19 protein-coding genes are annotated in these 23,430 nt (G+C 74.5%); 5 read left to right on the top strand and 14 right to left on the bottom strand.

Annotated features, from left to right (window positions below):
• The first annotated feature begins 51 nt into the window (after positions 1-51).
• On the top strand, positions 52-717 hold the full coding sequence (locus tag ACIP82_RS34005) for an NAD(P)H-binding protein (RefSeq protein ID WP_363611164.1): 666 nt from the start codon (positions 52-54) through the stop codon (positions 715-717).
• 63 nt (positions 718-780) lie between these two features.
• Here the strand turns inward: ACIP82_RS34005 and ACIP82_RS34000 are convergent, their stop codons facing one another.
• The 3 genes from ACIP82_RS34000 to ACIP82_RS33990 form a co-directional block, all read right to left on the bottom strand.
• On the bottom strand, positions 781-2,223 hold the full coding sequence (locus tag ACIP82_RS34000; protein WP_400659083.1) for an aldehyde dehydrogenase family protein: 1,443 nt from the start codon (positions 2,221-2,223) through the stop codon (positions 781-783).
• 189 nt (positions 2,224-2,412) lie between these two features.
• Positions 2,413-3,978, bottom strand: a complete 1,566-nt coding sequence (locus ACIP82_RS33995; RefSeq protein ID WP_363611160.1) for a PucR family transcriptional regulator — start codon at positions 3,976-3,978, stop codon at positions 2,413-2,415.
• 175 nt (positions 3,979-4,153) lie between these two features.
• Positions 4,154-6,193 carry an ATP-binding protein gene (locus ACIP82_RS33990; protein WP_400659080.1) on the bottom strand — a complete coding sequence of 680 codons (2,040 nt, stop codon included), beginning with the start codon at positions 6,191-6,193 and terminating at the stop codon, positions 4,154-4,156.
• 299 nt (positions 6,194-6,492) lie between these two features.
• Here ACIP82_RS33990 and gabT point away from each other — a divergent pair, with 299 nt between their 5' ends.
• Both gabT and ACIP82_RS33980 read left to right on the top strand, forming a co-directional pair.
• Positions 6,493-7,833 (top strand): 4-aminobutyrate--2-oxoglutarate transaminase, encoded by a 1,341-nt coding sequence (gene gabT, locus ACIP82_RS33985; protein ID WP_363611156.1) that lies wholly within the window; start codon positions 6,493-6,495, stop codon positions 7,831-7,833.
• A 484-nt stretch (positions 7,834-8,317) separates the two neighbouring features.
• Positions 8,318-8,977 (top strand): phosphatase PAP2 family protein, encoded by a 660-nt coding sequence (locus tag ACIP82_RS33980; protein ID WP_400659078.1) that lies wholly within the window; start codon positions 8,318-8,320, stop codon positions 8,975-8,977.
• A 3-nt stretch (positions 8,978-8,980) separates the two neighbouring features.
• Here ACIP82_RS33980 and ACIP82_RS33975 read toward each other — a convergent pair whose 3' ends face one another.
• On the bottom strand, positions 8,981-9,316 hold the full coding sequence (locus ACIP82_RS33975) for a DUF2218 domain-containing protein (RefSeq protein ID WP_400659076.1): 336 nt from the start codon (positions 9,314-9,316) through the stop codon (positions 8,981-8,983).
• A 180-nt stretch (positions 9,317-9,496) separates the two neighbouring features.
• Here ACIP82_RS33975 and ACIP82_RS33970 point away from each other — a divergent pair, with 180 nt between their 5' ends.
• A complete protein-coding gene (locus ACIP82_RS33970; protein ID WP_400659074.1) occupies positions 9,497-10,060 on the top strand; it encodes a MarR family winged helix-turn-helix transcriptional regulator in 564 nt (187 codons plus the stop codon).
• Here ACIP82_RS33970 and ACIP82_RS33965 read toward each other — a convergent pair.
• On the bottom strand, positions 9,951-10,892 hold the full coding sequence (locus ACIP82_RS33965) for an EamA family transporter (protein WP_400659131.1): 942 nt from the start codon (positions 10,890-10,892) through the stop codon (positions 9,951-9,953). The genes ACIP82_RS33970 and ACIP82_RS33965 overlap by 110 nt on opposite strands.
• 105 nt (positions 10,893-10,997) lie before the next feature.
• Here ACIP82_RS33965 and ACIP82_RS33960 point away from each other — a divergent pair, with 105 nt between their 5' ends.
• Positions 10,998-11,903 carry a LysR family transcriptional regulator gene (locus ACIP82_RS33960; protein WP_400659072.1) on the top strand — a complete coding sequence of 302 codons (906 nt, stop codon included), beginning with the start codon at positions 10,998-11,000 and terminating at the stop codon, positions 11,901-11,903.
• A 44-nt stretch (positions 11,904-11,947) separates the two neighbouring features.
• On the opposite strand, the gene ACIP82_RS33955 is transcribed toward ACIP82_RS33960, so the two are convergent.
• From ACIP82_RS33955 to ACIP82_RS33915, 9 genes are all read right to left on the bottom strand, one after another.
• Positions 11,948-12,691: a ZIP family metal transporter gene (locus ACIP82_RS33955; RefSeq protein WP_400659129.1), complete on the bottom strand. Its 744-nt coding sequence runs from the start codon at positions 12,689-12,691 to the stop codon at positions 11,948-11,950.
• Positions 12,692-12,998: 307 nt separating this feature from the next.
• Positions 12,999-14,687 (bottom strand): restriction endonuclease, encoded by a 1,689-nt coding sequence (locus ACIP82_RS33950; protein ID WP_400659070.1) that lies wholly within the window; start codon positions 14,685-14,687, stop codon positions 12,999-13,001.
• Positions 14,688-14,801: 114 nt separating this feature from the next.
• Positions 14,802-16,589: a hypothetical protein gene (locus ACIP82_RS33945; protein WP_400659068.1), complete on the bottom strand. Its 1,788-nt coding sequence runs from the start codon at positions 16,587-16,589 to the stop codon at positions 14,802-14,804.
• 242 nt (positions 16,590-16,831) lie between these two features.
• Positions 16,832-17,146 carry a cupin domain-containing protein gene (locus ACIP82_RS33940; RefSeq protein ID WP_363611140.1) on the bottom strand — a complete coding sequence of 105 codons (315 nt, stop codon included), beginning with the start codon at positions 17,144-17,146 and terminating at the stop codon, positions 16,832-16,834.
• A gap of 141 nt (positions 17,147-17,287) precedes the next feature.
• Complete coding sequence (locus ACIP82_RS33935) at positions 17,288-17,944, bottom strand: YigZ family protein (protein WP_363611138.1); 657 nt, start codon at positions 17,942-17,944, stop codon at positions 17,288-17,290.
• 101 nt (positions 17,945-18,045) lie between these two features.
• Positions 18,046-19,335, bottom strand: a complete 1,290-nt coding sequence (locus ACIP82_RS33930) for a DUF6986 family protein (RefSeq protein WP_400659065.1) — start codon at positions 19,333-19,335, stop codon at positions 18,046-18,048.
• 112 nt (positions 19,336-19,447) lie between these two features.
• Positions 19,448-20,950, bottom strand: coding sequence for a DUF2637 domain-containing protein (locus ACIP82_RS33925; RefSeq protein WP_400659063.1), 1,503 nt, complete (start codon positions 20,948-20,950; stop codon positions 19,448-19,450).
• Positions 20,951-21,146: 196 nt separating this feature from the next.
• Positions 21,147-21,812 (bottom strand): response regulator transcription factor, encoded by a 666-nt coding sequence (locus tag ACIP82_RS33920; RefSeq protein WP_363611132.1) that lies wholly within the window; start codon positions 21,810-21,812, stop codon positions 21,147-21,149.
• Positions 21,764-23,158: a histidine kinase gene (locus tag ACIP82_RS33915; RefSeq protein WP_363611130.1), complete on the bottom strand. Its 1,395-nt coding sequence runs from the start codon at positions 23,156-23,158 to the stop codon at positions 21,764-21,766. The genes ACIP82_RS33920 and ACIP82_RS33915 overlap by 49 nt, the downstream gene beginning before the upstream one ends.
• Between the last annotated feature and the right edge of the window lie 272 nt (positions 23,159-23,430).

The raw sequence follows: 23,430 nt of genomic DNA, 5'->3' as shown, positions 1-23,430 counted from the left end.
CCCGGCGGCCTCCACAGGACGCCGGGACACCCCCCGGCTACCGTCGGAGCCATGCGTACCGTCATCGCGGGGGGCCACGGACAGATCGCGCTCAAGCTGGAGCGGCTGCTCGCCGAGCGCGGCGACCGGCCCGCCGGGATCATCCGCCGGCCCGAACAGGCCGGGGACCTGGTGGACGCCGGCGCCGAGCCGCTGACGCTCGACCTGGAGGCCGCCACCGCCCCCGAGCTCGCCCGGCTGCTCACCGGCGCCGACGCGGTGGTCTTCGCCGCCGGAGCCGGTCCGGGCAGCGGCGCCGCCCGGAAGAACACCGTCGACCGCGACGCGGCCGTCCTGCTCGCCGACGCCGCCGAACTCGCCGGCGTCCGGCGCTACCTGATCATCTCCTCGACGGGCGCCGACGCCGCGGCCCGCTACCCCGCCGACCCGGTCTTCGAGACCTACCTGCGGGCCAAGGGCGCGGCCGACGACGCCGTCCGGGCCCGCACCACGCTGGACTGGACGGTGCTGCGCCCCGGCCGGCTCACCGACGGCCCGGGCACTGGCCTGGTCCGGCTCGCCCCCTCGGCCGGGCGCGGCGCGGTGGACCGGGCCGACGTGGCCGCCGTGCTGGCGGCGCTGCTGCACGAACCGGGCACGGCCGGGCGGACGCTGGAACTGGTCTCGGGCGACACCACCGTGGCCGAGGCCGTCGCGGCCGTGACCGGGCGCGGCTGAGGCCGCCACGACACGCCGGGGGCCCGGCACCGCGCGCGGTGCCGGGCCCCTGCTACGGCCGGATCAGAGGTCGAGGCCGGTGAGGACCAGGACCTTCTCCACCGTGTAGTCGTCCATCGCGTACTTGACGCCCTCGCGGCCGACGCCGGAGTCCTTGACGCCGCCGTACGGCATCTGGTCGGCGCGGTAGGAGGGGGCGTCACCGATGATCACGCCGCCGACCTCCAGCTCCCGGTGGGCGCGGAAGGCGGTCTGCAGGTCATGGGTGAACACGCCGGCCTGCAGGCCGAAGGCGGAGTCGTTGACGGCGGCGAAGGCCTCGTCGGTGCCCTCCACCCGGTGCAGCGACAGGACCGGGCCGAACACCTCGGACTTCGCCAGGATCGCGTCGGCCGGCAGCTCGGCCAGCACGGTCGGGGCGTAGGTCGCGCCCTCGCGGGTGCCGCCGGTGAGGACCTTGGCGCCCTTGGCGACCGCGTCGTCCACCCAGGACTCCACCCGCTTGGCGGCGTTCTCGTCCACCAGCGGGCCGACCTCGGTGGCCTCGTCGTTCGGGTCACCGGTGACCTGGGCCTTGACCTTGGCCACGACCTTCTCCACCAGAGCGTCGTAGACGGACGCGTCGGCGATCACCCGCTGCACCGAGATGCAGGACTGGCCGCCCTGGTAGTTGGCGAACATCGCGATCCGGGCGGCGGCCCAGTCCAGGTCCTCCTCCGAGGACCAGTCGGCGAGCACCACGGCCGCGGCGTTGCCGCCGAGCTCCAGGGTGGTGTGCTTGCGCGGCACCGAGTCCATGATCTGGTAGCCGACCTTGTCCGAACCGGTGAAGGAGATCACCGGCAGGCGCGGGTCCTGAACCAGGGCGGGCATCCGGTCGTTCGGCACCGGCAGGATGCTCCAGGAGCCGGCCGGCAGATCGGTCTCGGCCAGGATCTCGCCCAGCACCATCGCGGAGAGCGGGGTGGCCGGAGCCGGCTTGAGGATGATCGGGGCGCCGACCGCGATCGCCGGGGCCACCTTGTGGGCGACCAGGTTCAGCGGGAAGTTGAACGGGGCGATGCCCAGAACCACACCACGCGGGAAGCGGCGCACCACCGCGAAGCGGCCGGTGCCGCCCGGGTCGGTGTCCAGCCGCATGGTCTCGCCGTTGGTACGGCGGGCCTCCTCGGCGGCCCAGCGGAAGACGGAGACGGCCCGGCCCAGCTCGCCGCGGGCCCACTTGATCGGCTTGCCGTTCTCGGCGGTGATCAGCTGGGCGATCTCCTCGGTGCGCTCGGCCAGACGCTTGGCCACGTGGTCCAGCGCGGCGGCGCGGACATGCGCGGGGGTCGCGGCGAACACCGGCAGCGCGGCGACGGCGGCGTCCAGCGCCTCCTCGACCTGGGCCTCGCTCGGGATGCCGACCTTGCCGACCAGGCGGCCGTCCCAGCTGTTGTACACCTCGAAGTCCGCGTCGCCGCTCGCCCGGCGGCCGGCCAGCCAGAAATCGTACGTGGTGGTCACCGTGGTACCGGCCCTCTCCTCGTCGTCCTCAGGGCCCCACGAACGTGGGACCTGAACCGAGGGTAGGGGCGGCGGCGCGCCGACCGGATTGGCCACCGAGTAGCGTTCGCGGGCGCCGCCACTCCACCACGTCCAGCGGGCCCGCCGCTCCCGCGACTTCCGCCGCTTCCGCCGTTCCGGTCGCTCCCGTCACTCCTCGCCGGAACGCAGCGCCAGCCAGAGCTCCATCCGCACATCGGTGTCGTCCAGCGAACGGCCGAGCAGTTCCTCGACCCGCCGCATCCGGTAGCGCAGGGTGTGCCGGTGCACGCCCAGATCGGCGGCGGCCGCGTCCCACTGCCCGTGTCTGGACAGCCAGGCCCGCAGCGAGGCCACCAGGTCGCCGCGCGCGGTGCGATCGTGCTCGCGCAGCGGGCGCAGGAGCCCCTCCGCGAAGGCCGTCACGGCGTCCTCGCCGAGCAGGGGCAGCAGCGAACCCGCGCCGACCTCCTCGTGGTCCACCGAACGGCGGCCACCGCGCAGCGCCACCGCCAGCGCCCGCTCGGCCTGCGCGTGAGCGGTACCCGACTCCTCCAGCCCGGCCGGCGCCGAGACGCCCAACGACAGGCCCTCGTGCTCCTCCACCGCGCCGAGACAGGCCCGGTGCACCGCGCCGTTGTCCAGCGCCAGCACCATCAGCCGCGGCCCGTGCGCGCCGTCCTCCCGCGCCACCAACAGCTTCTCCCCCACCCGGGCGCCGGCCTGCTCGGCCCGGTCGCCCAGCTCCCCGAGCGCCTCCGCGGCGTCCACGCCCTGCGCGGCACCGGCCACCATCACCCGTATCGTCCCCTCCGGCAGACCGCCGAACAGCCCGACCGCCACCTGCCGGGCCGTCCCCACCTCGCCCGCCAGCACCATCCGCAGCAGCGCGGCGCCCATCCGCTCCTCGGCCTGCCGCAGCTCCCGGGAACGCTCCAGGGTCAGGGTCAGCAGCGCCACCGCCGCGTTCAGCACATACCGCTCGGTCGGGGTGATCCGGTCCTCGGTACCGACCGCGAGAAAACCCCGTGCCCGACGGTCCGCGCCCAGCGACTGGACCACCACGTAGTCCTCGTCCGCCGTGTCTATCCCCGGCGAACGGCCCTGCAACGCGGCGCTCGACGGCGCCGGACGGCGGCGCAGCCGGTCCACCTCGGCCGCCAGCCGGCCGGCCCGGCGGGCCGCCCAGTCCGGAGCCACCACCGAGAGCGCGCCCGAACCGTCGTACAGCGCCGCCCAGCCGCCCAGCCGGGCCGCCAGCCGGCGGACCACCGCCGTGGTGCCGTCCTTGCCGAGCGCCGCCCGGGTCAGCTCCTCCTGCGCCTCGAAGCTGGTCGTCACCGCCTCGTACTGCTCGGCGGCGAGCGCCGCCGAGACCACCTTGCTGATCGCGATGAACGGCGTCGGCTCCGGCACCCGCAGCAGCGGCAGCCCGCGCTGGGCGGCCGCGTCCACCAGCGGCTGCGGCACCTCCGTGTGCGACAGGCCCACGCCGAGGCCCAGCCCCACCACGCCCGCGTCGGCCAGCCGGTGCACATACGCCTGGAGCCGGGCGGCGGTGCGGCCCAGCTTGATCCCGGTGGTGAGGAGCAGCTCACCACCCTCGAGGAACGGCGTCGGATCGTCCAGCTCGCTGGTGTGCACCCAGCGGACCGGCCGTTCCAGATGGTCCCCACCGGCGAGGACCGTCAGATGGAGCGAGGTGTTGCGGACGACGGAGGCGAGTGTGGGAGGCATGGCACCTTCGGGGGAACGACCCGACCGCGCCGTTGCGGCCGGGCGAGGAGAGGGGCGGAGGGTCTGACGAGGGTCTCTCCCCTTCATTATGGACGCTCCGGACAACCGGCACTGCCGAATCCACCTCCGAGGCGATACCTGGGGGCGCCGTCCCGGCGGAACGCGGCCCGCCGGTTCAGTCCCGCAGGTCCACCAGCAACGGCGGCACCTGCTCCCCCGACACCGCTGTCAGCGACACCACCGCGTGCCCCGCCGGCAGCGCGTGCGCGAGGTCCGACGGCGACCAGCGCAGCCGCTCCACCTCCCGGGTGGTGACGGACTCGGTCTGCGCCGTGGTCCCCGACAACGCCTTGCGCCCCAGCCGCCCGGCCCGGCGCAGCAGGCCGCCCGAGGTGTCCGGAGTGTGCGTCACCGCCGTCTCGCGGACCAGATGCGTACCCCAGGCCTCGGAGAACAGCCGCCCGTCCCACGGCGCGATCCCCGGGAACGCCATCCGGCAGCCGACCGCGCCGAACAGCGGCGCCCGCAGCGCCTCCGGCAGGTCCACCAGGGTCCGCAGCAGCAGCACGGCGCCCGCGTTGGCCCCGCGCATCCGCTGCAGACCCCGGACGGTGTGGGCGTCCAGCGCCGCCGAGACGTCGTCCACCACCAGGCCGGCGAAGAGCGACCGGTCCTCGCGAACGCCGGCGGCCTGGACGAACTGGCCCACCACCAGCCGCGAGAGCATCCGCGCCGCCTCCGGGTGACCGCGCTCGGGCAGCTTCACCCGCACCCGCAGCGGATGGTCCAGCACCCGCATCGCGAACGGCGGCCGACCGGTCCCGTCGGTCGCGAACGCCCCCTCGAAGGCCGGGCGGTCCAGCAGCGCCAACCGGTCCGCCAACAGCGCCCCCGGATCGTCCGCCCGGCCCCGCTGGCGCTCACGGTGGGCCAGGTCCCGCTCGTACAGGGCCAGCCGGCCGGCCGTCCCGAGCGCCTTCGCCAGGGCGCCCAGCGCCTCCGTCTCACCCCCGAGCAGCGCCCGCAGTTCGCGCACACCCGGGTAGCGGCCGTACGCGGCGTGGAACGGGCCGACCACCTGCTGAAGCGCCGTCCGGGCGCTCTCCGCGCGGGCCGTCAACTCGTCCGGCAGCAGCGCCTCGGCCAGCCGGGCGGCTGCCTCGTCCGGATCCCGCGCCGCGCCGTAGAGGTCCAGGCCGTACGCCGAGCCCGGGTCGCCCGGGGCGATCACCACGTCGTACCAGGCGTCCGGCCCGAGGTCCGCCTCCGCCGATCCGATCACCACCGCGCACGCCGTGCCGGCCAGTGCCTGCAGGCAGAGCGCCTCGGCCACCGGCCGGGCCAGCCGCGCCGTCTTCCCCGTCCCGGCCGGGCCGACCGCCAGCAGCGAGGTGCCGAGCACGGCCGGGTCCAGCGCGAAGCCGGCGGCCCGGTGCGTCAGCGGGTTCTTCGGCACGTCCTGGGTGGTGCCGAGCCGGACCTGACGCAGCAGCAGATCGTGCTGCTCGTCCCGCCCCGGCAGCTCCCGCACCTCGGAGGGGTGCGCGAACGCCGCCGCGCCGCGGGCCGCCACCTGGGCGACGAAGGCCGGCACGAACACCGGATCCGCCTGCGCCGACTCCCACGCCTGCCGAATCCGCACGTAGTCGATGTCGCCGACCGCTTCCCCGTCCAGCCGCCCGGCGGCCACGCCTGCCCCGCCGGCCCGCAGCACGACCCAGGGGTCGGCCGACCGGGCCGCCGCCTCCGCCACCTCGGCGTCCGCCGCGGGCGCCTCCTGGGTCACGGTGCGCGACAGCAGCGGCGCCACGTAGCGCCGCCACACCTCCGGCCAGCGGCCCATCCGGCCGAAGACCTTGATCACGACGGCGAGGACGACCGCGTTGACGACCAGGAGGGTGAGCATGGCCTCGGACTCAGACGGTTCGGCGAGGGGCCCGATGCCTGTCTGCCCCCCGAACCAGACGAGTACATACGTCAGCAACTGTGTTCCGTACAGGTAGGCGAACCACCCCACCACTGCGTTCAGCACCGCACGAAGGAGCAACGGCCACGTCGGAACCCTGCCGGCCTCCGCCCGGTCGGGGTCGATCTGCCGGTAGCCCTGCCGGTAGATGCCGGGGGCGGCCTCCGGCCGCGGGGCCGCGACCCAGGCGGAGAGGTCGAAGGCGGGCCCGGCCGCACCCGTCGGGCGGTGGGGGCGTTGGTGGGGCATGGGTGCAGGGGGTGGGGCTGTCGCCCGCTCGCCGTGGCTCCGCGCCCCGTCCAGTCCCATGTACGGCCCCGCTCCCTCGCCCGCCCGGCCCGACGTCGTCGGTGCCGCCATACCCATGCCGCCGCACCGGCGACACGCCCGCGCTCAATGTAGTGGAGCGAAGCCGCCGGGCCGTCGCACTACCCGCGCTGGCCGCCTCGGACAAGTCGGACGGCTGAGTGCTACCGAGTGGCGCATGCCCGGCCGGGGAGGGCGGCCGTAGCCTGCGAAGCACCGAGCCGAGAAGTCTGGAGAAACCCATGAGCGCCGCAACGCCGCTCCCGCAGGAGCGCCGCCTGGTCACCGCGATCCCCGGTCCGAAGTCGCAGGAGCTGCAGGCCCGCAAGCTGGGTGCGGTGGCGGCCGGCGTCGGCACCACCCTGCCGGTGTACGTGTCCCGTGCCAACGGGGGCGTCCTGGAGGACGTGGACGGCAACTCGCTGATCGACTTCGGTTCCGGCATCGCCGTGACCAACGTCGGCAACAGCGCCGAGGCCGTGGTGGCCAGGACGACCGAGCAGTTGGCCGCCTTCACCCACACCTGCTTCATGGTGACCCCGTACGAGGGCTACGTGGCCGTGGCCGAGCAGCTCAACGAGCTGACCCCGGGCGACCACGAGAAGCGCACCGCGCTGTTCAACTCGGGCTCCGAGGCGGTCGAGAACGCGGTGAAGATCGCCCGCGCCTACACCAAGCGCACCGCCATCGTGGTGTTCGACCACGGCTACCACGGCCGGACCAACCTCACCATGGGGCTGACGGCGAAGAACATGCCGTACAAGCAGGGCTTCGGCCCGTTCGCCCCGGAGATCTACCGGGTGCCGGTGGCCTACCCGTACCGCTGGCTGACCGGTGCGGAGAACGCCGCCGCCGAGGCCGCCGCGCAGGTCATCGAGACCATCAACAAGCAGATCGGCGCCGACAACGTCGCCGCGATCATCATCGAGCCGATCCAGGGCGAGGGCGGCTTCATCGAGCCGGCCAAGGGCTTCCTGCCGGCGATCGTGGAGTTCGCGAAGGCCAACGGCATCGTCTTCGTCGCGGACGAGATCCAGACCGGTTTCTGCCGTACCGGCCAGTGGTTCGCCTGTGACGACGAGGGCATCGTCCCGGACCTGATCACCACCGCCAAGGGCATCGCCGGCGGTCTGCCGCTGTCCGCGGTGACCGGTCGCGCCGAGATCATGGACGCCGCGCACGCCGGCGGCCTGGGCGGCACCTACGGTGGCAACCCGGTGGCCTGCGCCGCCGCGCTGGGCGCCATCGAGACCATGAAGGAGCAGGACCTCAACGGCAAGGCGCAGCGGATCGGCGAGATCATGCTGGGCCGTCTGCGGGAGATGCAGGAGAAGTTCGGCATCATCGGCGAGGTCCGCGGCCGCGGCGCGATGATCGCCGTCGAGCTGGTGCAGCCGGGTGGCAAGGAGCCGAACGCGGCGGCCACCGCGGCCATCGCCAAGGCCTGCCACGCCGAGGGCCTGGTCGTGCTGACCGCCGGCACCTACGGCAACGTGCTGCGCTTCCTGCCGCCGCTGGTCATCCCGGAGCACCTCCTCAACGAGGGCCTGGACATCCTGGAGGGCGCCTTCGCCGCCCTCTGAGCCGGTGGAGCCCGACAGGTGACACACCCGCCGGAGGGATGTCCGGACAGCGCTGAACGGCCCGTGGGGACCTCTGGTCCCCGCGGGCCGTTCGGTCTGCACCGCCGGTTCGTTACGTTCGGCCGTTCGAGCGGGTTCGAGCCGGTTCGGGCAGCTGTACGGGGGACGCCGCGGCCTGGCCCGGCGGGCGGTGAAGATGCTGTGCGGAATCGCCGAAGCTCCTCGGCGGGGCAAATCCGTTGACGTAGGGTCATGACAGATGGACAGCGAGCCTCAGCCATTGGCGGACCGGTCCGCGGCACCGCCCTCGCCGGCGGATCCGCGAGTCGTCCGCGAGGACGACCGGGCCGCCTCGGAGAAGGCGGCGCACACCGAAGACCGATCGACCGACCGTCCGGCCCACACCCCCCGGGGCGCACGGAACGGCGATCGTCAGAGCCGCCCCGGAGCTACCCCCCCTGCTCCGGGGCGGCCATCTCGCGTCGTGGGCCGCCTGGCCGGATCGGTCGCGCTGCCGCTGGTGCTCGCGGTCGTGCTGGTGCTGGTGTCCTGGCAGGTGGCCGTCGACGGCCCGCTGCTCGGTCTGGACCACTGGGCCCGGCACACCGTCCGGGCGGCCAGGCACGACCTGCACAGCACCCTGCTCAACCACCTCGGCAAGGCGCTGTCGGACCTCGGGAGTTCCGTCCCGGCGGTCCCGGTGCTGCTCACCGGTGGCGCGCTGGCCGCCGGGCGGTCCCGCCGGGCCGGGGCGCCGCGCTGGTGGCTGCCGGCGGTGGTGGCGGTGCTGACGACCGGGCTGATCCCGCTGCTGGTCGTCCCGGCGAAGGCCTGGTTCGCCCGGCCCGGCCCGTTCGGGGTGCCGCTGGCGGCGGACCAGTGGGGCTGGTACCCGTCCGGGCACACGGCCACCGCGACCCTGGCGTACGGCGTCGCCGCGCTGCTGGTGGCCCGTACCGTCGGCGCCCGCGCGGGGCGGCGGCTGACCGCGGGCGCCGTGCTGCTCTCGGTCGGCGTCGGTCTCGGACTGCTGTGGAGCGACTACCACTGGCTGCTGGACGTGGTGGCCAGCTGGTGCCTGGGCGGCCTGGTGCTGTGGGCTCTCGCCCGCCGGCTGCCCCGGGGAGCCGGGCGGCGGGCGTAGTCGTCAGCCCTCGGCGGGCTCGTCGTTGCGGTGGACGAGACCGGGCTCGCCGTTGTCACGGTGCCATTCGACGACCAGTTCGTCGCGGCTGCCGAAGCGGACGAGGTGGCGGCCGACCACGTCCTCCAGGCCGGGCAGCTTCTCGGTCTCGCCCTCGACGGCGAGCAGCAGCGCGTCGGGGGTGGCCTCCAGGGTGGCGGTGCCGGCGCCGAAGGTGAGGGTGCCGCGGCCGGTCTCCTCGGACCAGTGGGCCTCGATCTTGCGGCCCATGTGGCTGGCGAGCTGCTTGGCGTAGCGGGCGGAACGGTCGGTGGTGACGCGGGCTTCGGAGCGGGGCACTGGTCCTCCAGGATCCTGGGAGGGAACTTAGGGTGCCCTCACTCGGGGCTACGCTAACCCAGATACTGAGCCTTGCTCAACATCTTTCCGGATCCGCGCGCCCGGGGCCGGTCCACGCCCCCGCCCCACGGCCGGAACCGGCCGATACCCTGGGGCGGACACCTGCCGAGGAGACCGCCCATGACCACCACGCCGACCGACGACGCGGCGAGCTCCTCCCCCACCCCGGACCCGCCGGACGCCCCGGTGCCGGCCCCGCAGGACACCGCCGCCGAGCTCGCCGACGCGATGACCCGGGCGATCAAACGGATCCGGCGCCGCACCAGCGAGCGACTGGAGCCCTACGGCATCACCCCCGGTCAGGGCCGCGCCCTGCGCACCCTCGCCCACGCACCCGGCTGCGAGCTGCCGGACCGGGCGATGCGGCTGAGCGACCTCGCGGACCGGCTGCACATCGCCCCCCGCTCGGCCACCACCGTGGTCGACGCGCTGGAGGAGGCGGGCCTGGTCGAACGCAGCCCGGACCCGGCCGACCGACGCGCCGTCCGGATCCTGCTGACCGAGGCCGGCCGGTCGGCGGTGGAGCGGATCGGGCAGGTCCGGCACGAGGTGGCGCAGGAGTACTTCGGCCAGGTCAGCCCCGCCGACCAGGACGTGCTGCTGCGAGTGCTGCGCTCCGCCGAGAGCCGCTACGCGGCCGCCACGCCACCACGGCGGACAGCGCCCCCGGGCGTAGCGCGGTGATCCCGATCCCGGCGATCACCAGCAGCGCGGCGCCCGCGGCGAGCGGGCCGACCCGCTCGCCGAGCAGCAGCCAGGCCGAGGACATCCCGAACACCGGGACCAGGAGCGAGTAGGGCGCGACGGCGGTGGCGTCGTAGCTGCGCAGCAGGAAGCTCCAGGCGACGAAGCCGAACAGGGTGGAGACCAGCCCGACGTACCCGATCGCGCCCAGGCCGGCGGGGGTGATGTCGCGCAGCGCCCGCAGGTCGGCGGCCGGGCCCTCGACCAGCAGGGAGAGCCCCAGCAGCGGCAGCGGCGGAACGGCGCTGACCCAGACCATCCAGCGCAGGGCGTCCGGCGGCGCGGCCCGGCGGGTCAGCACATTGGAGAGCCCCCAGGCCAGCGCGGCGAGGACGACCAGGACGAAGGCGCCGAGCGGGCCGCCGAGGCCGCGGTCGACCGCGCTGAGGCCGATGCCGGCGAAGGCGACCGCCAGTCCGGCCAGCCGCTGCCCGCCGGGCCGCTCCCGCAGCAGGACGGCGGCGAACAGCGCGGTGAAGACGGCCTGGCCCTGGAGGACCAGGGAGGAGAGCCCGGCGGGCATCCCGGCGTGCATGCCCAGGAAGAGCAGGCCGAACTTGACCACCCCGAGCGTGAGGCCGACCGCGAGGACCCACCGCCGGGCCACCTTGGGCGGGCCGACGAAGAAGACCGCGGGGACGGCCACGACGGCGAACCGCAGGGCGCAGAAGAGCAGCGGCGGGAAGTTCTCCAGGCCGACGTGGATGAGGACGAAGTTGAGGCCCCAGACGGCGGCCACCAGCACGGCCAGGGCGATGTGACGCGGGCTCATGCTGCCGCCCGGGGCGGCGGGTGCGGTGGTCATGGGTCGAGCATGGCCGCCGAAATCGTGTAGCACCAGCGATGAGTTCTGAAGGTAACCGTTTAACATTACTGCATGATGGATCTGGGGCGCCTGCGGGCGCTGCACGCGGTGGCCGTGCACGGTTCGGTCGGCGGAGCGGCGGCCTCGCTCGGTTTCACCCCGTCGGCGGTCTCGCAGCAGATCGCCAAGCTGGAGCGCGAGACCAGGACGGTGCTGCTGGAGCGTCAGGGCCGCGGCGTGGTGCTGACCGACGCCGCCCGCGAGCTGGCCGCCACCGCGCAGGCGGTGCTGGGGCTGGTGGAGCGGGCCGAGGTACGGCTGGAGGAGCAGCGCGGCCAGGCGGTCGGACGGCTGCTGGTCGCCGCCTTCGCCACCGGCGCGCGGGGGCTGATGCCGGGCGTGCTCGCCGACCTGCGCGCGCGCTGCCCCGAGCTGGACGTCCGGCTGCTGGAGAGCGATCCGTACCCGGCGGCCGAGCTGGTGGCGCGGGGCGAGGTGGACCTGGCGCTGGTCCAGGACTGGCCGACCGTGCCGCTGCCGGTGCAGGAAGGGCTCTCCCGGATGGACCTCGGCGCGGACCCGGTGGATCTGCTGCTGCCCGCCGGGGATCCGCTGGCCGGGTCGGCCGTGGTGCCGGTGCGGCGGCTCTGCGGGCAGCGCTGGATCAGCGTGCCACCGGGCAACATCTGCCACGACTGGCTGGTTCGCACCCTGCGCGAGGCCGGCGAGGAGCCCGATGTGCGGTACCAGGTCGGCGAGTTCGAGACCCAGATCGCGCTGATCGCGGCGGGCCTGGGCATGGGCCTGGTACCGCGGCTCGGCCGGGGCGCCCTCCCGCCCGGGGTGGTCTCCCGGCCGGTGGTACCAGAGCCCGCCCGCCGGGTGTTCGCCCTCTGGCGCACCCAGGCCTCCCGGCGCCCGGCGATCACCGAGGCGCTGACCGCGATGCGGGAGCGGTGGTCCGCCCCGGCCTGCTGACCGGCCGGTCGGGGCGGGCCCGGCGGAGATCCGCCGGACCGGCCCTATCCGGCGAGGCCGATCACCAGCCACATGAAGCCCACCCCGACGAGGGTGCAGAGCAGGGTGCTGCGGGAGGGGTGCGGGCTGTGCGCCTCGGGGAGGATGTCGGAGGTCGCCAGATAGAGCAGGAAGCCCGCGAAGAAGCCCAGGTAGAGGCCGAGCAGGTGGTGGGGGATGGTGAAGAGCAGGGTGATCGCGGCGCCCGTCACCGGGGCGAGCGCGTCCGCCGCGAGCAGCGTCAGCGCCCGCCGCCGGTCGTTCCCGTACAGCCGGGTGATCGTGTACGTGTTGAAGCCGTCGGCGAAGTCGTGCGCGACCACGGCGATGGCGACCACCGTCCCGACCGTGGTCCCGGCCTGGAACGCCGCGCCGATCGCGAAGCCGTCCATCACGCTGTGCCCGACCAGGGCCAGCGCGGCGGTCACTCCGACGCCCTGGTAGCCGTTGCCGGAGGCGGTGGTCACCTGGTCCTGGACGTGGTGGTGGCCGTGGGTGTGGGCGGCGTACTCGCCCTCGTGGCCGCGGTGGATGGCGACCGCGCGCTCGATGACATGGATGGTCAGGAACCCGGCCGCGAACATCAGCAGGGCCTGGGGCACTCCGTGGATCTCGGCCGGCGCCTCGTGCAGTGACTCCGGCAGAAGGTCGAAGGCCACCACGCCGAGCATCAGCCCGGCGGCGAAGCCGAGCACCAGATGGCGCCGGTCACCGGTGCGCTGGGCGACGTAACCGCCGATCAGCGTCATCAGGAACGCCCCGGCGGCGACCAGGACGGCGGTCACCGCCGCTCCCCCGTACCGGGTACCGCTGTACCGGGTACCGCGCCCATCCCGCCTCCCCCGCGTCCCGCCCGGGTCCGGGCCGACCACCGACCGGTGCCGGGCAACCCCTCGGCCGGGCCATGCGGGCCGCTGCCCGGGGCGCCGCCGCCCGGCCGGGCCCGGTCAGCCCGGCACCCGCGCCCCCAGCGTCACGCCGCTCCCGGCCCGGCGCCCGTCGGACGGGCCGACGGGGTGAGGCACCACGGTGTCCGGCCCGGCGGGCGCCGCCGGTCTACCGGCCGACGGCGAGCGGCAGGCCGAGGTGGGTACAGGCGAGTTCGCGCACGCCCTCGCCGTCGACCAGGTGGATGTGCTGGTGTCCGTCCTCCCCGGAGAGGTCGAGGGCCTCGTCGGTGAAGCGGCCGGTCGTCAGGCGCAGGCCGCGTTCGGCGGACTCCTCGCGGACCGCCTCCGCCAGCGTCCTGATCTCCTCCTCCCCCACCGGCCCGGGCCCCCGGGAGGCCCAGACCACCCAGCGCCCGGGCAGCGCGCTGTCCGGTGCCCCCTCGCCGGTGGCCACCAGCCCGGCCGGGCCGCGCAGCCGTACGCTCCACTGCGCCAGCCCGCCGCAGGTGAGCAGTTCGCGGACCAGCTGGGCGAACTCGTTCGCCGAGAGGTCCGGCGCGGACGGCACCGTGGCCCCCGCCACGGCGGCCGGTTCGACGCCCGCCCGGGCGTAGGGATCAGGGGTGACGGCGGCGCCGAGCTGGCGCAGCCGGACCAGCGCCTCGTCCTGTTCGGCGTCCGCGTACACGCCCTCGCCGTCGTGCTCCTCGTAGGGGGCGGCGGGCGGCAGCAGTCTGGTCCTGGCCAGCGCGTCCCGGTCGGCGTCCACGCTCACCAGGCAGAGCGGCTCCGCCCCGCCGGGGTCGCGCAGCCAGCCGTTGAGCACCACCCCGGCCAGTATCTCGTCGGTGTCGACGGCGTCGGCGGCCTGCAGCGCGCGCAGTGCCAGCCGGGCCACCAGCCGGAGGTAGTCGGTGGCCCGGTCGGCCGGCGGGCGCGGCACCGGCAGGATGTCGCCGTCCGCGCCGAGCCGGTAGCCGGTCAGCGACGGCACCAGGTCGAGCGGCGGCAGGTCGAGGTCGAGCACGGCGGTGCGGGTGAGCGGGCGGAAGACGGCCCGGCAGGGCGCGGGGAGGTCCTGGGTGGCCGTCTCGGCGGCGGCCAGCGCTCGCTCCAGCAGAGACTCCACGGCGGCCGGCTCGGCCAGCCGGTACGCCCGCCGGCACTCCTCCAGGGTCTGGTTGTACTCACGCACCGCGCGCGCTCTGGCCTGCTCGGCCTCCTCGTGGACCCGCCGGGACTCGTCCGCGGCCGGGCTGCCGGCCTCGGCCTGCCGGGTGCGCCACTCCCGCAGGGCGCGCTGGTGGGCCAGCCGGGCCTGGGCCAGTTCGCGCTGGTAACCGGAGTCGAGCAGGCGGCGGGTCGGCGCCGCGTCGGGGTCGGTCGCGGGCGGCTCGGCGGGAGCGAAGTCGGCCCAGCGCGGCTCGGCGCCGTCGGCCTCCGCCTCCGGGCCGGCCGCCCGGTAGGGACGTGGCTCGTAGCGGCGCAGCTGGCTCTCGAAGTCCATGGCCGAGACCGGCAGCGCGGCCCGCCGCAGCAGGTCGGCCAGCCGCTCACGCTCGGTCCGGACGGCGAGCGTGCGGTGGTGGGTCAGGGCGGCGGCCCGGGCGTGGGCGGCGACGGACTCGTCCACGCCCTCCCCGGACGGTCCGTCACCACCGTCACCACCGCCACCACCGCCACCACCGTCATGGCTGTCGGCCCGGCCACCGCTGCGACCGCCGGCGTCGGCGTCCCCCTCGCCACCGCCCGGCCCGTCGGCGCCGAGATCACGGAAGACCGAGGCCAGAAAGCCCGGTTGGGGCACGGGGACGGTGGCGGTGCCGTCGGACTGGCCGTCTGCTGAGTACTGCATCGGTCGTCGTTCCCCCATGCTCGTCCGGCGCCTGCCCGGGGCGGCCGGCGACCCCGCGGCCCTGCCCCTGCGGGACATTGTCCACCGAACGGGCGCACCGGGCAGCCAAGCCTCTCAGTTGGTCCGGGTGTTGGTCAGGTGCAGACCGATGTAGCCGACATAGATCCGGCCACTGCCCGAGCAGTCGTCGAGGTAGTGCAGCCGGGGTGCGGTGCGACCGCCGCCGATCCTCAGGTGTGCGCCCATGAAGGCACGCCGGGAGACGTCCACGCACTCCGGTACCGGCAGCATCCGCTCCCGTTTCCACTTGGTGTGGCTGAACACCGTCCGGGACTCCCCGCGCACCGCCTTGCGGGGCGGGAAGCGGTGGCAGCCGGCCGGGGTGCGTTCGCACCACTGCTTGAAGTCGCCGCCCGCCTCGCCGCGCACCGCCGCTTCGGCGTACTCCTGGAGGGCCGTCAGGCCGTCCCAGGTGAGCCGGGCCCAGGAGGCCCCGGCGCACTGCAGTCCGTCGAGGGCGAGCGTGGTCTTCTGGTCCCCCGTGAAGGAGAGCAGCGGGAACTCGCCCAGTCTGGTCATCAGCTCGGTGAACGTCCCGGGGGCGTCGATCCAGTGGCTGGGGGAACCGGCCGGGCCGACCGGACCGGAGTGCCCGCCGGGCATGGTGGGCAGGACCGCACCGCCGGGGCCGGCGCAGAGCCGGCCGGTCATCCCCCGCACCGGGGCACCGCCGTGGCGTGCCCCGGCCTGTTCGTCACCCGGCGCCGGCCGCCGGCGGTCGCGGCGGCGCTCACGGCGCAGGCTGTGCCGTACCAGCTCCAGCTCGTCGGCTCTGGCCTGCTGCTCGGCGCGGTCCTGCCGTTCCTCACGGACGAGCGCCGCCAGCTCGGCCCGGGCGTCGGCAGCGGCCCGGTCGGCGTCCGCCCGCGCCCCGGAGGGCGGGGCCACGCGGAGCACCGGGACGGCGGCCAGCGGTGGCGGCAGCGGCTGTTCGGCGGCGAGCCGGCGCGGCTCGCGGGCCAGCAGCCCGGCCGCGCGGCGGATGTCCTCCTCTATCCGCTGACGGGCCAGTACCGGGTGCCGGGCGCCGTCCTGCCGGGAGGCCGGGTCGACCTCGGGCAGGTAGGTGCGCACCGCCCCGCCGTACACGGTGTGGTACTCCAGGGCGACGTTGAACTCGGTGCGGGCGCCCGGGTCCAGGACGTAGGCGGTCGCGAGGCCGGGCAGCTGGTGACAGAGCGGGCGGACGACATCGGCGAGCCACTGGTCGAGCCCGAGGTTGACCGGGACGCTGGCGACCACGGTGGGCAGCCGGCGCTCCGGGTCGCAGAGTTCGTCGATCAGGCCGCCGACCTGGCCCGCGGTCAGCACCTGCGGGGAGAGGTGGACGGCGGCCGGGCCGTCGGTGGCGTCGAGGAGGGGCAGCAGGGTACGGGCGAGCTCGGGCACGGGCACTCGGCAGGGTGTCCGCACACCGCTTCCGGTGGTGTGCGTCTCGGCCTCCAGCCGGACCCAGGTGGGGCCCTCGGCCCCGGTCGCTATGGTGAGGGTGAGCTGGTGGGTGCCGTGCGGCGCCGGGGTGCGCAGCCGGCGGCGGTGGTACCGGCCGGTGCCCGGGCCGCCGCGCAGCGGGCCGTGGTCGCGGTCGAGCAGGACACGGTCACCCAGCCGCAGGCGCTCGGCGGGGGTGTCAGGGGTGTCGGGGCCGACGGGCTCCCGGACGGCCGGCGGGGGCTCCTCGCAGCCTTCCTGTTTCAGCCAGGCGCCCAGGCCCTGGTCGGCCAGGGCGACGGCATCGGCGTGCGGGAGCGCGGTGGTGACGGTCATCCGGTAGGGCGTCGCGGGCCCCCGGGGGGCGAACAGCTCGGCTCGGGCGGGCGACGGGAAGCGGTCCGAGGTCATGCGCATACCTCCGTGGTGCGGGGTGGGGTCTCTCGTCCTCCATCGATGAGGTCATTTCGTCCGGTTCGGCCGGATCCTTGCCCAGGAAACGCCACAGCCCGGAGCGGAAGTTCCAACTCCGGGCCACGTCAATACGTTCGAGTGAATCTGCTCAAGCGGCCCGCCGGAACGGGCCGTCATCTGCTTCGGTCGCCGTCCGGCTCAGCGGGCCGGTTCAGGGGGCGACTCAGGGAGCGGTCGGCTCAGGTGCCGACGGGCCCGGTACCGCTGCGGCTCCACGCCGGCTCCGCCACCGGCACGGCCAGCGGGCAGCCCGCCGGGGTGTCGTAGCTGGCGATCAGCACCACGGGGACGCTCCCGTGGTTGCGGCCCACGTGGATGTGGACCGAGCCGGCCTCCTCGACCAGCGAGCCCCCGGCACGGGTGACCTCGACCCGCCCGTCGTACAGCGTCCGGGTCAACGTCCCGGACAGCACCACCACCTCGACCCGGCCCGGATGGTAGTGCCAGCCGGTGCTGGCCCCCGGGGGCAGGGTGATGGTCTGAACGAGGGTCATCTCGGTCGGCTTCCTGATCGGCGGTCGGACCAGGCTAGGCAACCGCGACGGCCAGTCGAAACCAGCCGGCCCCGATCTGTCCGAAAGTCTGTCCGAAACCATCGCGCCGGTCGGATCCGTCGGATTCGACGGGTCCGACGTTCAGACCGGCACCTCGACATACGTCCGGCCCGCCGCCACCGCAACCGCCGTACCGCCGGTCGCCTCGGCCAGCCAGGTGTGGAAGTCCGCCACCTCGGGCTCCGGCACGCCGACCTCGATCCGCACCCCGGCCGCCTCGTACGCCAGGTCGCGCACCGTGTACCCGGCCGCCCGCAGGTCGTTCTCCACCCGGCCGGCCCGGGTGTGCCCGGCCGTCACCGCCAGCAGCGCCACCGGCCGCCGCTCCAGCAGGCCCACCTCGTCCACCGCCGCCGACACCGCGTTGCCGTAGGCCCGCACCAGGCCGCCCGCACCGAGCTTGATCCCGCCGAAGTACCTGGTCACCACGGCCACCGTGTCGGTCAGCCCGCGCCGGCGCAGCACCTCCAGCATGGGCACGCCGGCCGTGCCGCCCGGCTCGCCGTCGTCGCTGGAGCGCTCGCGCCGCTGTTCGTCGCCGACCACGAAGGCGGTGCAGTTGTGCCGGGCGTCCCAGTACCGCTTGCGGATGCCGGCGATGAACGCCTGTGCCTCCTCCTCGTCGGCGACCCGGGCGAGATGGCAGATGAACCGGGACTTCTTGATCTCGGTCTCGTGGCTGCCGTCGCGCCGGATGGTGAGGTACGTCCTGGGGGTCGGCTCCGGCGTGGCGGACATGGCGCGGTGGTTCTCCCGGAGACGACGAAGGCTGGCGGTACCGGCCGGGTACGTCCGGGCGGTACCGCCAGCCTAAGCCGTGTCGACGGCGGGTCGGCCGGTCAGCGGCTGGCCAGGGTCTCCAGCCGGATGCGGTCCAGGCCGGTCAGCGAGGTGACCTCGGCCGGGTCGACCGCGCCGCAGTCCAGACCGCGCAGCAGATGGCCGCTGAGCGCCCGGGCGGTCGCGGGCTCGTCCAGCACCTCGCCGCCCGTCCGGGCGACGTAGGCGGCCAGCCGGGCGGCGGCGGCCGCCAGACCCTCGCGGTAGAAGGAGTACACGGCCGCGTAGCGGGTCGGCAGGTGCGCCGGGTGCATGTCCCAGCCCTGGTAGTACGCGCGGGCCAGCGAGCGGCGGACCAGGTCGTGGTGGAGCTTCCAGGCGGCGTGCACGCGGGCGGTGGAGCCGGTCGGCACGACGTTGGTCGAACCGTCGGAGAGCCGGACGCCGGTACCGGCCGCGGCCACCTGCATCACCGCCTTCGCGTGGTCGGCGACCGGGTGGTCCAGGCTCTGGTGGGCGGCGCCGACCCCGCAGGAGGCGCTGTAGTCGAAGGTCCCGTAGTGCAGACCGGTGGCCCGGCCCTCGGCGGCCTCGATCATCTGGGCGACCGTGGCCCGGCCGTCGGGGCCCAGGACGGCCTGGGTGGTCTCGATCTGGATCTCGAAGCCGAGCCGCCCGGCCGGCAGGCCGGCGCCGCGCTCGAAGTCCTCCAGCAGCCGGACCAGCGCGGTGACCTGCTCGGCGTACGTCACCTTGGGGAGGGTGAGGACCAGGCCGTCGGGCAGACCGCCGCCGGCCAGCAGGGTGGCGAGGAACAGCTCCAGGGTGCGGATGCCGCGGTCACGGACGGCCGCCTCAAGGCACTTGATCCGGATGCCGAGGTACGGCGGCGCGCCGCCGTCCGCCACGGCGGCGGTGACCAGCCCGGCGGCGCGGACGGCGGCCGCGTCCTCCTCGGCGTCGGGCCGCGGCCCGTAGCCGTCCTCGAAGTCGATCCGCAGGTCCTCGACCGGTTCCCGCACCAGCTTGGCCCGGACCCGGGCGTGCACGTCCGCGAGCAGGGCGTCGTCCGGTACACCGAGCGCCCGGGCCAGCTCGGCCGGGGTGCCGGCGTGGGTGTCGAAGGCCTCCAGGGCCTGGCGGCCCCAGTCGCGGACGGTGCCGGCGGTGAAGGCGTCGGCCGGGACGTAGACGGTGTGGACCGGCTGCCGGGTACCGGGGTCGCCCGGGTAGCGACGCGTCAGGTCGGCGTCGACCGGGGCGAGCAGCGCCTCCACGGCGGCCCGGGCGGCGCGGGAGAACGAGGCTCCGCCCACCGGCCCCTGACCGTCCGCCGCGACCTGCGACATCCGCGCTCCTCCATGCCGAACCATCAGTTCAACAATTTGTTGCGGCGAAGGTAGCCCCGCCGGAATCGGGCGTCAATGGCCCGCGGCGCGGTGGACGGGCGGCCGCGACGCGTCACTCCCTCCCGGCGGCGGCGTAACGGTCGCGCAGCTCGGGGAAGAGCTCGGCGACGTCCTTCGGGTTCACCGAACCGTCCGGACGGGTGCCGGTCACGCCGTACTCCCTGGTCAGCCAGTCCGCGAGGCGCTGCGGGTCGGGATGGTGCTCGAAGGTGTCGATGTACGTCACCAGTGCCTCGAAGCACAGCTCGGGGTCGAGCCGGGACGGCACGGTGCGCGGCGCGGAGTCCTCCGGGTGGCCCGGCTGCCGCGGGTGGTCGGTGTCCTCGGGAGAGCCGGGACCCTGCGGGAGCACGGGCTCCTGCGGGAAGTCGGCGTACTCGGCGTCGTCCGGGTGGCCGTGGGTGGCGGTGTCGGCCTGCGCCACCCCCTGCTGGACGGGCAGCGGGGTCGACGGGCGCGGCGGCTTGAACCACGGGGAGGCCTGGCCCGGCACCCGGCCGCCCGTCGTGCCGTCGTCCTGGTGACCGGTGGTCCGCACCGGACGCTCGGTCCAGACGTTCAGCTCCTCCCTCGGCGGCGGCGGTGCCTGCTCCGCGTCCCCGGCCGGCTCCTGGGCGGCGCGCAGCCGTACCGCGGCGAGCTTGGCGAGCACCGGCGCGGCCACCTCGGCGGGCACCGCCGCGACGGCGGCCGGAGCCGGTTCGGGCTCGGGGTGCTGGGACTGGGTCTGAGGTCGGGGCTGGGGCTGGGGCTGGGACCGCTGCTCCGGGGAAGAGGGCCCGGGCTGCGGCTGGGTGTCGGCGGCGGCGCCCGGTGGGATGGCCGCGGCCACCGGACGGCTCTCGGCCAGCTCCCTGGCCTCACGGGCCTCGCGCGTCTCGTCGTCCAGCCGGTCGAGTACCGCCGGGTCGAGCGGCACCCCGTACTTGGCCAGCTTGAGCGGCAGCAGCGCCTGGATCGGCGCCGAACGGCGCCAGCCGCGCCCGTAGCGGAAGCGCAGCTGGGCCCGGTAGACCAGCCGGTTCTGCTCCAGCCGGACGACCTCGTCGTAGGAGCGCAGCTCCCAGAGCTTCATCCGTCGCCAGAGCCGGAAGGTCGGCACCGGCGACAGCACCCAGCGCATCAGCCGGACGGACTCCATGTGGCGGTCCGCGGTGATCGCGGCGATCCGGCCGACGGCGTGCCGGGAGGCCTCGACGACGACCACGAAGAGCACCGGGATGACCGCGTGCATGCCCATCCCCAGCGGATCGCCCCAGGAGGCGGCCGCGTTGAAGGCGATGGTGGCGACCGTCAGCAGCCAGGCGGTCTGCCGCAGCAGGGGGAAGGGGATCCGCAGCCAGGTCAGGACCAGGTCCAGCGCGAGCAGGACGACGATACCGGCGTCCACGCCGATGGGGAACGCGTAGGAGAAGGTGCCGAAACCTTTCTCCTCCGCCAGGTCCCGCACCGCGTTGTACGAGCCCGCGAAACCGATGCCCGAGATCAGGCAGGCCCCTGCCGCGACCAGGCCGAGCAGGACCCGATGGGCCTTGGTGAGCGATGGGCGTGCCATTACGTCTATCAACCCCTGGATGTCGGCTGCTGCCGTACGCTGCCTCGGCTGCCGATTCCCACGTGTCGGGGCGCCGGACGGCTGAGCAACCTCCGGGCTCGGCCCCCCGGAGTTTACTCGCACACCTGTTTCAGCGTTCTCGCAGCCCGGGGTGTCACTGCCCGCCGCACGCGGGGGACGCGGACCCGGTGGGGTGTCAGCCGCTCCGCTCCACCGTTCCGTTGAGATAGGCCAGCACGGCGAGCACCCGGCGGTTCGCGTCGTCGGCCGGGGCGAGTTCGAGCTTGGTGAAGATATTGGCGATGTGCTTGGCCACCGCGCCGTCGCTGACCACCAGTCGGCCCGCGATCGCCGAGTTGGAACAGCCCTCCGCCATCAGCTCCAGCACCTCCCGCTCGCGCGGCGACAGGCGCTGGAGCGGACCGGGGCGGCGGGCGGTGCTCTGCATCAGCTTCGCGATCACGTCCGGGTCCATCGCCGTACCGCCGTCCGCCACCCGGCGGACCGCGTCGATGAACTGGCCGGCATTGAACACCCGGTCCTTCAGCAGGTACCCGATCCCACCGGTGCCGTCCGCCAGCAACTCCCGTGCGTACAGCTGCTGGACGTGCTGCGACAGCACCAGCACCGGCAGGCCCGGGATCTCCCGGCGCGCGCTGAGCGCGGCCTGCAGTCCCTCGTCGGTGAGCGTCGGCGGCAGCCGCACATCGACCACCGCCACGTCGGGACGGTGCGTCAGCAGCGCGTCCAGCAGCTCAGGGCCGGTCTCGACGGCGGCCGCGATGGTGAAGCCGTGCGCTTCCAGCAGCCGGATCAGGCCTTCGCGAAGGAGGTAGAGGTCCTCGGCGAGGACAACTCGCACGGCAGCTCCAGGGTGATTGTGGTCGGACCGCCCGACGTGCTGTCGATGGCGAGGACACCGTCGAAGGTACCCAATCGCCGTTCGATCCCGCGAAGGCCGGTACCCCGGGTGGGGTCCGCCACGCCGATGCCGTCGTCCGTCACCGTGATCCGCAGTGTGCCGGCCCGGTACAGGATGTCCACCCAGACCTGCTCCGCGGCCGAGTGCTTGGCGGCGTTGGCCAGCAGCTCGCTGATGCTGAAGTACAGAGCCGCCTCGACCGGCGCCGGCGGGCGGTCCGGCAGGCTCACGCAGACCTCGGTCGGCAGCGCGCTGTCCAGCGCCAGCGCCCGGACGGCATCACCCAGTCCGCGCTCCGCGAGCACCGGCGGGTGGATGCCGCGGACCAGGTCGCGCAGTTCCTGGAGCGCTCGCGCGGAGGACTGCCGGGCCTCCGAGAGAAGCTCCCGGGCGGCGGCCGGGTCGGTGTCCATCAGGTGCTCGATCGTGCCCAGGGTCATTCCGATCGCGACCAGCCGGGCCTGCGCACCGTCGTGCAGGTCCCGCTCGATCCGCCGCAGCTCGGCCGCCTGGCTGCCCACCGCGTCCGCCCGGGTCTCGGTCAGCTCCGCCACCCGCTTGGCGAGCTGGGCGTGCGAGGACCACCCGTCCTGGTCCAGGACCCTGCGCGCCAGCTCCGCGTAGGCCCGCACCGCGTACGGCGCCACCAGCACACCGAGCACGATCAGCGCGATCCCCAGCACGGAGTTCACCAGGAGACCGACGAGCGTCGGGGGCAACGGCCCGAATCCGTTCATGAAGACCGGCTGCGCGACGGTGTAGCCGGCACCGATCAGGAGCAGAGCGGCCACCGGGCCCGCCAGGGCGGCCGCCGCGAGCGGGTTGACCACCAGCCAGCCGATCTCGGCGCGCGTCGCCCGGTCCCGGGCCGCCCAGTGCAACAGCTGCCCGACCTTCGCCACGGCGTGGGACCGGTGATACGAGTACCCGGTCCACCAGTAACCGCGCTCGTCCAGCTCCAGCGCCGGCCGGGGGCCGTACTCGACGGGCAGCCGGATGCCGTACCAGCGCTCCAGCTGAGCACGCGTCCGGTTCGCCGTGCGCCGGACGAACAGGCCGCCGGCCGCAAGCCCCGCGGTCGTCCCCACCAGCACACCGACCAGGACCGCCGCCGGAAGGTAGTACTGCAGGATCGACGCGACCGCCCCGCCCACCAGCAGCGCCGTCGCCAGCGGCACCGCGATGGCCGGCACCGTCGCCACCGCCAGCAGTGCCAGCCGGGCCAGCGCCCGGCGACCTGACAGGAAGGCCGCCTCGGTCTGGGCGCGCATCGTCGTGCCGCTCATTCGGCTCGCTGTTGTCAAGGGTGCTCCTGATGCCGGTACCGATCGTCCTGACTCAGTGTTCCCTGCACCGCCGGCCCGAGGCACTGGCCGTCCTACCCCAGTTCCGAGGTGGACTTAGCACCACCCCCGCTGCCGCCGTGCCCTGCGCGCGCTGCCGTAAATACACAGCAATACACAGCCGTAAACGCAGAGAACCCCCACCCGGAATCGGGTGGGGGTTCTCTGGAATAATTGTTCGGCGGCGTCCTACTCTCCCACAGGGTCCCCCCTGC

Source organism: Kitasatospora sp. NPDC088548 (assembly GCF_044753005.1).
Classification (GTDB): Bacteria; Actinomycetota; Actinomycetes; order Streptomycetales; family Streptomycetaceae; genus Kitasatospora.
The sequence above is the reverse complement of the archived record's forward strand: the minus strand, read 5'-3'. Positions and strand labels throughout refer to the sequence as shown.